Here is a 12,303-nt window from a genome sequence, read left to right as displayed (position 1 = left end):
GCCATGAAGCTTTAAGTTTAAAAGCTAAAAAACGTTTGTCTTCCGCCTACTTTCTGCCCAAAATTTTGGATATTGTAAGTTAGCGTTATCATTCCATACCTGCCTAAATTATTGGTTTGGTAATCGATTACGCTATTTCCGGTAATCTCCACAGATCGCCTTACATTACTTTGCAAAATATCATTCACCGCTAATTTCAATTGTAGTCGGTCATTTTTCATGAATAGATAGGTCACTGCTGCATTCCACAGTTTAATGTTATTGTTGTAACCGGCAATTTGTTGCGTATTTGCAGTGATGGCGAAATTGGTTTCAAAAACCACCTTTTTTGGGTATCGAATAATTAATTCTGAGGTTGCGTTCTGTGTGTTGTAGCTCAGGTCTGTATAGAAATCATCCTGATAGCGGCTGCGGTTTAGGTTAATGGAATAAGATTGGTTAAGCTCCACAAAATCATTGAAGTTTAATTTTATATTTCCGTTCGGACCAATATAAAATACGTTTGCATCACTTCTAATATCATTGATAATAACTGGTGTATGATTGAAGTTTGCCCAGAAACCTAAGCCAACTTTTAAATTTGTTTTATTGATTTTGAAATCCTTCGAACCATTTGCACCACCGTTAAAATTATAAATGCCGCTCACGTTAATTGGAGTTACGGTTTGCACACCATTGCTAATTGTAGTGGTATTTACGATGCCGTTTTTGGTGAAATTTCCGTAACCATACAAATTATAATTCACTAGCAACTTCGGATCGTATTTGTACATGTTCAAACTCAATCTTTGCATTCTGGCTGGCAACAAATTAGGGTTACCATTTCTAATGTAAAGGGCATTGGTATTATCGGCTACAGGTTGCAAATAACTTACATTGGGTTCTGTAAATCGGGCATCGTAATTCAACCTAAAAATTTTATACACCAGTTGAAATGAAGGCCAAATGAAGTGATATCGCTGATCGATATTGGCGCTATTGCTAAAGCGGTTATTTAACGAAATGTAGTTGTGTACAATTCCAGGTTGGATATTAAAATCTTTAGTTATTCGGTATTTCAAACTAATATTCGTGTTCGTTTTAAAACCAGCCTGCTCTACAGTTTGGCTTAAGCTTGGGATTACAACATCGTAAAGTTGGTTTGCAGGGTTTCTGTAAAATGTGCTCAAGGCATTTTCGTTGTTCAAAATATTTCCGCTTAAATCAATTTTAAAGCTTAATTTTTTACTGATGGGTTCGCTATAATTGGCATAGATGTACGATCGAAAATTCTCAATTTGATTGTTCCGCAGCTGATCTATTTCTGAAGTTGATGGCGTAATGAAGAAGTTGCTGATGCTGCGGTTATAATTTAAGGTTGGATTTGGAGTAGTCGAAATATCAAAACCGATATTGAATGATCTGCCCGCTTTCTTAAAATCTTTACTTAAATCGGCTACGAGCTGATATTTATTACTTGATGAATTTCGGTCGTTTATATTCTGCAAGTTATTAACCAGCTGACCAGCAGCATTTGTGTTTGTGGAGCGATTGGTGCTGATAGCGTTGTTCGAATTTAAAACGATAAAAGGCTCAATGGTAAGTTGTGTTAATGAATCGATTTGCCAATCTAATTTCCCTGCAATATTATGTTTAAGCGTTAATGCGCTTGTGTTTTCATTTGCATTGGTAATCAACCGATCATTGCCCAGCGTTTGGTTCGTATTGGTTAATCGTTCCAGTAAATTATCATTGCGGCCGAAAAAATATTGCGTATTTAGCTTAATGCCTTTTTTTGTGAGGGTGTTAAAGTTAAAGCCGCCACCTGATGATGTTTGTACACCGCTAAAGCTTCCACCAAAACTAATTCCATTAAACTCAAAATAGCCGCCAGAACTCATCATCATCGAGTTAACACCACTTCGAGCAAAGCCACCAATCCTTTGTACATCATTGGGGTTAAAGCCCGGCTGGTTGATGTTGTTTCCATAAGCCAGAATACTCACCTGAGTCGTATCGCGGAAAAAATTCATTAAACCTCCAGCTTGATAAAGCTCTTTGATGCCACCACCAGCATACAACTTGCCAAATGCACCTTTCTTAATGGCTTTCTTCAATTTCAAATTGATGATTTGAGGAATTTCTGCCGCGGTTAAATCGGGATCTCGTCTTTTTGCTTGCTTATCATCCACCACCTGAATTTTATCAATAATGTTGGCAGGTAAATTTTTAGTGGCGATTTGCTGGTCGCCTCCAAAAAATTCCTTTCCATCAACCAGAATTTTGCTTACTGCTTTCCCGTTAACCATAATCGACCCATCTTCGGCAATTTGTACCCCCGGGAGTTTCTTCAACAAGTCTTCAACTACGGCAGAGGGAAGTGTTTTGAAAGACTCTGCATTAAATTCAATCGTGTCTTTACGCACAATAACAGGCGGCCTTTCTGCTACAATATTCACTTCGTTTAAATCGTTAGCCTTGGTTGATAAATAAATGGTGCCTAAATTTAACGCCGGATTTTCTGGCGTCAGCGCAATCTCTTTGCGGTAGGTGCCATACTGCCAGGCAGAAATAATTAGGCGATATTTTATCCCCGTTTGTAGGTTATTTATTTTAAAAGTGCCTTTATCATCAGAAAGCTTATAGGTGGTAAGTACACTATCGCCAACTTTGTAAACCGAAACTGTAGAATAATTCAAAGTGGTTTTGTGGTTGGCACTATCGGCTAATATTCCGGTGATGCTACCGTTTTTCTGTGCCAAGAGATTTAGAAAGAAGAGAGAAAATAAATTAGAAAGTAGAAACTGCTTCATATAAGGTAAGTAAGAATGTTGGGCTAATTTAATGTTGACGTTTAAATGGTTTTCAAAAATGTGACGAATTCGATTTGAAATGTGATGAATTTAGATTCTCGATTTATTCCACGCCAAATAACAAACAGGTTGTATCCCAGAACTATCAACTAAATCTTTAGGTAAAGATGATTTTATATTTGATTAATTACAAATGCAATCAAAAAAATTACAAAGGTGGAAACGAAAAAATCCCCAAAGGTTAAACTTTGAGGATTAATATTAAGTCGTGGTTCTTACTTTAAGTCGTTGTAGCTGACGATTTTCACATCGGGATTCTTTGCTAAAATTTCTTCCATCCAAACGCGGTGCGCTGCTCCGACACCAACCACTACTCGCTTCGCATTTTTAGCTCTTGCCTGTTCGATCACGTTTTTGCACATCCCTTCGTTTCTGTTTGTCCATTGTGCCACCATGTCTTTTAAATTTTCGGTAGGGAAACCTGCATAGCCATAAAATTTACGACCGCCATAAAAGTTCCATGCTTCAATCAATTCTCCGTATTTGGCTGTAGCCATTCCTGCATATTCATCAGCAGAAAACTTCTTTTCTTCCTCATTACTGTAAACCCAATATTTGTCTATCGCAGCCATTGTTCTTCCTTCTGGTGATAATGAATCTGCTTTAGCTTTTTGGGCCATTACTTTATATGCAGAATCCATTTTACCCCAAGCTTCACCCCAGGGTTTATCATAAGTTTGGCAATCCATATTATAAATTTGGTTCTGACCGAGTTGATAAATCAACGGGAAATATATTTTGCTGTACTCGCTTCCTGGTCTGATGATGCCGAGTTTTTTTAGGGAATCCAGGCTTCCAAAGATTTTAGCATAGGTTTCTTGCTCTTGCTTTCCAAACCTGGTTTTCATTTCATTTTCCAGTACAAACATCTGATAATCGAAATTACCCCTGTCCCAATTTTTAGCATATTCAACAGCTAAATCCATTCTTGTTTTGTGGTAGTATGCAAAAGAGGTTAACGCTTTCTGTTTTTTCTTAATCGAAGCAGCACTATTTTTTAGGGGACCGGGATTCAATCTGGTAATGTAGTTAACCTTTTTTACAAACCCTTGTTTAGCCCAATGGTCATTACTTAGGGTAGCATAATCTGTTGCTGGCAAATACTCTCCGAAAACCATATCAGGTTTAAAATTTTTAAGTTTATCAATTATAGCCTGAAAATTTTGTGTCGATTTAACGTTATCGTGAGAAGAAGCCACAATTACAATTTCTATTTGATTCTGGGCTTTGCTATTAACAGCTATGCTGATTAATAGTAGCAATGCGAAGCTGAAGTTTAGGATGGTTTTCATAGTGAATCTTTTTTCTTTTTTGTTGATTCAAATATGAGGAGAACAACTTCGCCACTATATTTAATTATCCCAACGGCTTTAAATTTTATCCCAATAGGGTTTACAGCTTAATCAACAATTCGTCACCACACAGATGGCGTTGATATAAAATTTGAGCTAATTCATACCAGAATTGAAGCTATTTCATTAACTTTTTATTAAAGTTGACCAGCAATTTAAAAAGATCATTATACTCATTTAATGGTAAAGTATCGGCTTGATCAAACACATCGTGATAGGCAGAAGGCCCACCTTGAGTATAGATAAAAAAGGCAGGAACCCCTTTTTCGGAGAAAAAATAATGATCACTATTTGCCGCCTTGCCTCTCGAATTTATTTTTGAAATATATTGATGCTGATCATTGATTTCCTTTAATAAGGAAAATGCCTTTGGATAAACTGACGCATTAACTACTGTCATCCCAGCCTCGCCTGTGCCCACTAAATCGAGATTAATAAGGAATTTAATTTTATTCAGCGGCAAAAGTGGATTTTCGGTATAGTATCTTGAACCCAATAAACCTGCCTCTTCGGCTGCGAAACAAATAAAACCAACGGAGTAAGGCTGAGGATTTGCGGCGTAGAATTTCGCCAAACTTAAAAGTGTGGCAACACCGGCAGCGTTATCATTTGCTCCCGGAAAATATGTGTTTATACCCATGCCACCCAAGTGATCGTAATGAGCGGTAATCATTAAAATAGAATCTGGGTATTTGGTGCCTTTAACCAACCCGCAAACATTAGAAGCCTGGAAGTTGGTAATAAATCTGTTTTCGATATCAACATTTATCCGCTTCGGGCTAGTATTCAAAGCTTTTTTATTGATTTGGATTTGTGTCGTCTCACCAACTTCAGTAGCTACAGACCAGGTGAGTTTATCTTTCAACGAAACTTTTAATATTGGGCTTGCCTGAAAATTTAAACTATCAATTTGCTTTAAGGCTGCTTTTAGCTTAACCGTTGGGCTTTCGTTATTGATGATGAAATCTTTGCCTGGAATTAATTTTTTTCCATCAACTTCTACCGTCATTTTTCCAGGGAATGTGTTAACCGGGAAATTAAAATCCTGTTTGTAACTTGTGCCGAAGGGAATTAAACCCAGCTTGTTATATTCTTCAGCAATGAAATCTGCAGCCTTTTTCATTCCGTCTTTTGTGTAACCTCTGCCCCAAAATTCTTTTGCAGTAAGTTTATTCACCATTTTTCTGGTGTAGGCAGAATCTTGAGCAGGACAAAAAGAAGAATAAAATAAGGCGACTACAAGCAACAAGTTTTTCATGCTTGTAATTTACCAATGTTGATGCAAGTTTTTTCTATCGATTGTTAAATCACAGAAATTTTTGGCTATTTATTTATAAAGTACCCAAGCCAAGATGATATAAAATCATTGCTGCAATTCTGCCACTTTAGGTTTTTCTAATGATTTAATTATGGCATAAGCCAGAGGCAGTATTAGCGTGATAATGATTTCCTGACGCTGAAAATTTAATTGGAATAATAAGATCGAAAGTGCACATAATGTCCAGATTACACCAGATGCCAGGAAAAAGTGTTTTGAAAAGTTGATAAGCTTCATTTTATAAGGCGATTAATTTTATAAGCTAATATAATCACAGTAACTTAATTTGCAATCAAAAAAAAGGTCGGTTGAAAATCAACCGACCTAAAATATGGTTTGGATAAATCTACTTAACTAAATAGGGTTGCAAGGCTGTTTTTATTTTCTGCTTATTTTGGCTGGCAGTCCATTTTTCTTTAATCGATTGATCGCCTAAAGTAAATAATGTTTCATAAAGCAATTTGCCATTTACATTGGTTTGAACTTTGAAATTGGTAGTGGAAGTTTTAGCTAAATCTGCCCAAACGTCGCGTACATCTGCCCAATATGTTTTTTGGCTATCCCACCATTTTTGCGCATAGGCAAATTTAGCCGGATCTATTTTCGTAAATTCTTCATAACCCTTTTCAACAGCAATGAGTTTATCACCCTGGGGTGTTCTAACAACTTTTTTATTGTCTTGCTCAAACATCCAACCCTCTTTGGTAATGGTAATTCTGCTGCCGCGGTTTAAAACATTGTAATCTTTACGTACGGTAGATTCTCTTCTGGGAAGTGGAGAATCGGTTTCACTTTGCCAGGCATCGCGACCCCCAACATGGCTCCAGGTTCCATAACCCTGGTAACGCGGACTATCATCAACCTGATAAACTTTTTGCGTCCATTTTCCCTTAACGTCAGCAGGATTTAAAGTAACCTTCTTCCATGCATTATCTTGAGTATAAAGCATAATTTCAGGGTCTTCGTAAGTCCAATCCTGGCGCCAGTGTTTAATTACGGTCGAATCGTTAATCGCCAACATGTGCTGAATGACGATCTTTTTAGGCTCATCAACAATTACTTCAGCCCATTCATTTCCATGGCTTCTGTATGGCTTGCTAAAGATATAATTTGGATCAGGTGAGGTAATTTCCCCATAATTGAAGTTTACTTTGTAAAAGCCGGCCAATGATTTGATGGCTTTTCTATCTTGCTCTAATTTATCTTGAGCATTAGCGCTAAACGTAAAAAATACAGTTAGTGCCAGAAGGAGGTTTAAAATTTTCATAGTTTAAATTGTTATCGTTTATTGAGCTGCAGGGGTAGATTTTTTCTTTTTCTTGTTTCTTCCAATCCAGATGAGAACACCTGTAATTGGCATACTTGCTGCAATTAAGCTGGCGAAAAATGCGATGATTTTTCCAGGTAAACCAGCAATTGCCCCAACATGGATGTCGTAATTCATCCGCATGATTTTATCGGCAACAGTTGCGTTTTTTAACTTTCCGAAAACATGTTTAACTTCGATTTCCTTCAAGGTATGCTGATCAAAATAACTGTAGTCAGCTTTCCAATAGGTCTCTGGATCGGGATTTTTTGCAATTTCGATAGATGCTTTTTCGTTTTCAGGGACATGGACATCAAGACTTCCGTCAAATTTTGGATCGGCATCCAGATAAGATTTCCAAAGTTGATCAGCAGCTGAAGCATTTAGCTGCAGCTTTGTATTACGGGTGGTATCAGAATACGTTTCTTCGAACTGATTGAGCGTTTTGCCGCCCGAGCTTACAAAGTAAACCGATTTGGCAAACCATTGGAAGCCCATCACCATCCCCGAAAGTGCAATAAAAATGATAATCCAGGTGATGTAAAAGCCCAACACGTTATGGAAATCATAATTAACCCGACGCCATTTAGCGTTCCATTTGATGGTAAAACGTTGTTTTGAAGCCGCTTTATTTTTTGGCCACCACAATATCAACCCAGAAAACAATAAAACCACAAACATTAAGGTAGCTGTAGTAAGTACCGGCTGGCCAATTTCTGGTGGCAACCATAAATAATAATGCCCCATGATCACGATTCGGAAAAAATCGTCGTTCATGTTTTTAACTTTAATTACTTCGCCCGTGTACTGGTTTACGAAAACGATATAATAGTATTCTGGATCAAAATTATAGTAAACAACTTGTGCACTTTTGCCCGGTTGATAAGTAATGCTGTGGGCATGTTTGTTTGGCAAGGCTCGATCCGCAATCTTTTTTAATCCGGTAGGTGGAAGTAAGGGTTTGTTTTGAACCTCCAGATTGCGATAGGGTTGGGTAACATTTTCAATTTCTCGTTCAAAGGCTAAAATGCAGCCGGTAATTCCAAGGAAACAAACAAACAACCCGGAAATTAATCCGAGCCATAAGTGTATTCTTCCCACCCAATATTTAAATGTTTTATTTTTTTTCTTTTCAGACATGTATGCTGATTAAAATTTATAGGCTACGCTAACTCTGAAATTTCTTGGTGCTTCGGCTTGCCATGAATAAGCTGGCTGATTATAATCTGGCGCATTCCAGTAACCCGTGTAGTAGGAGCCGCTGTACAAATATTTATCAAGAATGTTGAAAACGTTGGCGTTGATTTTCAACTTCCTGTTTCCCCAAAATAAACCTCCATCCAATTTGAAATAATCTGGTAGGTTTTGCTCAGGATTGGTAGGGCTAAAATTCGCAGTAGCCCGATCGGCCAGGTAGGTAAATCCTCCGGAGATCCCGAAACCTTTTAATGCTCCATTTTGTAAAGTATAAGTTAACCAGGCGTTAGCAGTATGTTTTGCAAAACCCGGTACAACTTGGCCTACGAAAAGAACATCCGTTACAGCGCCTTCGGCTACCTCGGTTACTTTACCATCGGTATAAGCATAATTCGCAATCAGGTTTAATCCTTTTGTTATCTCTCCGCGAACATCAAATTCAATCCCTTGGGCTTGTTTTTCGCCAACAACAATACTATAGTTTTCTCCTGCCTGGTTAAAGGGATCGGCAGCAAGTTCATTTTGCTTGGTAATTCGGTATGCAGATAGCGTAGTATTCCAACGTCCATCAAGCCAGTCTTTCTTAATCCCGATTTCTTTGTTGTTTCCGGTGATTGGTTTTGGTGTAGATCCATCACGCAACAAACCAGATTGTGGTGTAAAAGCCTCGTCATAAACGGCATAAACGGAAGTGTTTTTATCAACCGAAACACTTAAGCCCACTCTTGGCGTAACATGTTTGGCTTTATCTGGCGCAGCACCCCAGGCTGATTGACTTACATAAGTATAACGACCAGCAAGTGTTAAACGAATCCTGTTTTCCCAAAAACCCAACTCATCCTGAACGTAACCGCTTAAATATTTTTGATCAATTAAACCTCCGCCAGCTATTGCTCTTTGCTCAAGACTGGTGTTTCTGTCGAAATTCGGATATCCATTTGATGGAAATCCATAATTGGGATTTGCCAGACTGAATGGCGAACCTGGAAGGTCTAAATCATGTGACTGACCGAAATCTGCCATGTATCCCTTCTTCCCTCCATCGAAGCCTGCAAGAATTCTATGAACGATACCTCCGGTTTTCACTGTTCCGTTTACAAATACCTGGGCCAGTTTCATTGAGCTTGATGCATCCCAGATTCCTACATTTCTTATCAATGTTCCGTTAGGATATACTGCGGATGGCCAGGAGCTAGAGCCCATTTGTAAGTATTTATAATAAGCAGCTTGTGCTGTTAATTTCCAATTCTGACCTAATTGCTGTTGTAAGTTTAGCGTTAAGCTTTGATCATTGATGCGGGTGGGCTGTACGCCAGGTTGGGTAAGGGTAAAATCTCTAGGTAAAGTTGCATAACCTGTAGTGCTAAATAGATAATATGAACCTACTTCAGTCATTTTTGCGTTCTGCAAAGTATATTCTGCTGTTAATTTAGTGCTTGGTGTAATTTGATAGCTTAGAACCGGGGCAAAACTGAAGCGGTTGTTTTCTTCGTAAGGTCTGAAAGAACCTTTGCTTTGTGCAGCCGCATTTAACCTGAATAAAAATTTGCCATCAGAGGTAAGTTTATGGTCTAAATCAACCGTTGTTCTAAACAAATCGTAGCTACCGGCTGTAAACGAAACTTCACCCTGATTTAAACCTGTAGGCTTTTTGGTCACCACATTATACAATCCACTCGGATCTCCGTTGCCCAGCATAAAACCAGCAGGACCTTTAACAAACTCAATGTGATCGACAAAACTCATGTCTTCAGTTAATGGGCCCCAGTAGGAAGAAACAATATTAAACCCATTGCGCATGGCTTGAATTTGCGAGCCACGCATGGTAATGTTGGTGTATAAATCGCCCCAATGCTCTAAACGTACAGCGCCACTTACATTCCTTAATACCCCATCACTCATGCTAATTAATTGCTGATCTTTTATGGCTTGATTACTCACCACCTGGATGTTTTGAGGGGCTTCCAGCAAAGGCTCATTTAGCCTTAAAGTAGCGGAGGGTAAACTTATTTTATATTTTTTGTTGATGCCGGCAATCGTTACCTCTTCCAGGGCCTGATCATTTTCCTGCAAAGAAAAATCAACTGAAACAGTTTCTCCGGCTACAACATTCACTGTTTTTTGGGCAGGGGTAATGCCAATTGCGGAAGCTTTAATGGTATAACTGCCCGCCTTTACACGGTTTATTGTATATTTTCCGCTTTCGTCGGTGATTGTTCCTTGTCCTTTACCTGTAAGTCCAACTGAAATATAGGCTGCAGGTTTACCATTTGAAGTGGTTACGAGACCTTTAATAGTGCCAAATTGTTGAGCGTAGGATGTTAGTGAGAGTGTAGCGAGTAAAAACGTTAAAACGAAAAGTTCAATTTTGCGCATCTTAAATTTATTTGGATTAATTCTAAACAGCCGCAAAATAACAGCACAAAAATTTATTTTCCAAATTATTTTGAACAATTCTAAATAAGAATTGTCGATTTTAAGATTTAATGGGCATTAGTTTTTTGATCTGATGTAAGTTAACTAGCGCATCATACAAAAATAAAAAAGGACTGTCAGCTAGCCGACAATCCTTTGAATGATGGTTTTTTGGGTAAAATTCTTTACTTAATGGTTAATACGAATAAATTAAGTGAACGCTCAGTATCGTCTGCCGGACTTGCTAAACCGCCACAAACAATATCATAATGGTAACCAGCCACTAAAGTTGTATTTTCTGAAACAACTTTCGTGTTACCAGTTGCAGTTTCCTTTGCATCGAAAGTAAAGGTGCCTGGAGAAACTGCTATAAATCCACTTGTAGTTTTATATGTTTTATTGCTGGTTAACATAGTAGTTTCGCCGGTTTTAGCGAGGTCGAGTGCTGGTGCATCAGGCGATAAATTAATGAAACGGACATAAGCTTTATCTGCAGATGGTATGCTTAAATCGTCAGTGATCAACAAACCATCTAATGAACCTGGTTTGTTAATTAAATAAAAACTGTTGTAGGTGCTGGCAGTAAGCGAAAAACTTTTGGTTAGTACACTTTCGGCATTGTTTTCAGTTGTAAATTTTAAATTGCTAACGCCAGCCGATACCGGTCCGAAAGCAGTGGATCCACCAAAGGGTAATGCTGAGGAACTTACTGATGCACTATTTAAAAAAGGATAGTAGGTGGCTAAAGTTGGTGCTGCGTTAACTACCCGAATATAACTCACGGAGCTGGCTGTTTCTTCTTTTTTGCAAGCACTAAATGTTGTTAAAATCAATAGAAAAATAACGGAAGCGAAGGCTAATGTTCTGAATGAGGATAGGGAAAATGTTTTCATCAATTTTTAAGGTTTTAAATTATATAAACGATTACTATTTAAACGGCATCGAAGACCAATTCGCTACAGCCAATGCAAAGATTGAAGTTAATGGCTTCTGTGGTTGTTAAATGGTGTTAATGCTTGTTAAACTTTCCCTATAGATTTTAACAATGTTAATTTTTGTGAAAAATAGGTTTTGATATTAAATTCCTCGAAAACAAAAAATCGATGTGGTTGTTCATCTAAAGTTTATTTAACCATTTAATAATCTTAACATTAAATACTTATTGCGATTATAATTTCGTCTAACCATCAAATATTAAAACAATGATTAAAAACATCTCAAAATTTGCGCTAATCTCCTTAGGAACGATTGCGCTTTCGTCGTGTGGCGGTACTTCAAAAGATAAGGCTGCTGATGCAGACACAACCATCACCAAAAGCGAAACCATTATTAAGCATGGTGATAAAGCAGAAAACGGTCCTGAAACGATTGCTTACACCGTTTCGCCAGATACTGCAGTTTTAGGAAAGGCGAAAGAAGCGCTTGTTAAAGTTGTGGAGGCAAGTGCTGTTAATTTGCAAGATGCAGAAGGAAAATCGACCGGGGCAGAGCTTACTGTAAAGCTATTGGTAACTAACAAGAGTACTCTCGATGCCAAAAAGTATTTTTCAATTCCAGCATCTGATGCGAGATTACAACTTGACAATGGCACATCGATTCCGGGAAGTAAAGAAAGTGGAAGTACCGAACCAGATGCCGAAGCTTCAACCGAAGCGGTATGGAAGTTTCAGGTGCCCGCAAATGCGAATCCCTCAAAGCTCAACTTCTTCTTAGATGGAACAAGAGTTTCAGTAGGCATTATGAAAGAATAAAATTAAAATCCCGAATCTTCGGGATTTTTTGTTTCTGCTGATTAGTAAAAAAATGTAAAAAAGTTAAAAAATATTGTGGAACTCAATTATTATTTAAACCTTTGCACCTCAA

General features: G+C 38.0%; 9 protein-coding genes. 1 reads left to right on the top strand and 8 read right to left on the bottom strand.

Annotated elements, in window-relative coordinates; translation table 11 throughout:
- Positions 1 to 17: 17 nt before the first annotated feature.
- The 8 genes from ACZZZK_RS11130 to ACZZZK_RS11095 form a co-directional block, all read right to left on the bottom strand.
- Positions 18 to 2,792, bottom strand: a complete 2,775-nt coding sequence (locus tag ACZZZK_RS11130) for an outer membrane beta-barrel protein (RefSeq protein WP_463484186.1) — start codon at positions 2,790 to 2,792, stop codon at positions 18 to 20.
- A 275-nt stretch (positions 2,793 to 3,067) separates the two neighbouring features.
- Positions 3,068 to 4,144 carry a DUF5694 domain-containing protein gene (locus ACZZZK_RS11125; RefSeq protein ID WP_463484185.1) on the bottom strand — a complete coding sequence of 359 codons (1,077 nt, stop codon included), beginning with the start codon at positions 4,142 to 4,144 and terminating at the stop codon, positions 3,068 to 3,070.
- A gap of 178 nt (positions 4,145 to 4,322) precedes the next feature.
- Positions 4,323 to 5,462 carry a M28 family metallopeptidase gene (locus tag ACZZZK_RS11120; RefSeq protein WP_463484184.1) on the bottom strand — a complete coding sequence of 380 codons (1,140 nt, stop codon included), beginning with the start codon at positions 5,460 to 5,462 and terminating at the stop codon, positions 4,323 to 4,325.
- Positions 5,463 to 5,567: 105 nt separating this feature from the next.
- Entirely contained in the window at positions 5,568 to 5,759 is a 192-nt protein-coding gene (locus ACZZZK_RS11115; RefSeq protein ID WP_463484183.1) for a hypothetical protein, read from the bottom strand.
- Positions 5,760 to 5,868: 109 nt separating this feature from the next.
- Entirely contained in the window at positions 5,869 to 6,789 is a 921-nt protein-coding gene (locus tag ACZZZK_RS11110; protein WP_463484182.1) for a DUF6607 family protein, read from the bottom strand.
- An 18-nt stretch (positions 6,790 to 6,807) separates the two neighbouring features.
- Positions 6,808 to 7,968, bottom strand: a complete 1,161-nt coding sequence (locus ACZZZK_RS11105; RefSeq protein ID WP_463484181.1) for a PepSY-associated TM helix domain-containing protein — start codon at positions 7,966 to 7,968, stop codon at positions 6,808 to 6,810.
- Between the two features lie 9 nt (positions 7,969 to 7,977).
- The gene (locus tag ACZZZK_RS11100) at positions 7,978 to 10,401 is read right to left on the bottom strand and encodes a TonB-dependent siderophore receptor (RefSeq protein ID WP_463484180.1); all 2,424 of its coding nucleotides are present in this window, start codon (positions 10,399 to 10,401) and stop codon (positions 7,978 to 7,980) included.
- Between the two features lie 224 nt (positions 10,402 to 10,625).
- The gene (locus tag ACZZZK_RS11095) at positions 10,626 to 11,333 is read right to left on the bottom strand and encodes a DUF4397 domain-containing protein (RefSeq protein WP_463484179.1); all 708 of its coding nucleotides are present in this window, start codon (positions 11,331 to 11,333) and stop codon (positions 10,626 to 10,628) included.
- 309 nt (positions 11,334 to 11,642) lie between these two features.
- Here ACZZZK_RS11095 and ACZZZK_RS11090 point away from each other — a divergent pair, with 309 nt between their 5' ends.
- Complete coding sequence (locus ACZZZK_RS11090) at positions 11,643 to 12,191, top strand: hypothetical protein (protein ID WP_463484178.1); 549 nt, start codon at positions 11,643 to 11,645, stop codon at positions 12,189 to 12,191.
- Positions 12,192 to 12,303 lie beyond the last annotated feature (112 nt).

It is taken from the genome of Pedobacter sp. AC163, assembly GCF_979258665.1.
Note: the sequence above shows the minus strand (reverse complement) of the source record. Positions and strands in the feature narration are given on the sequence as shown.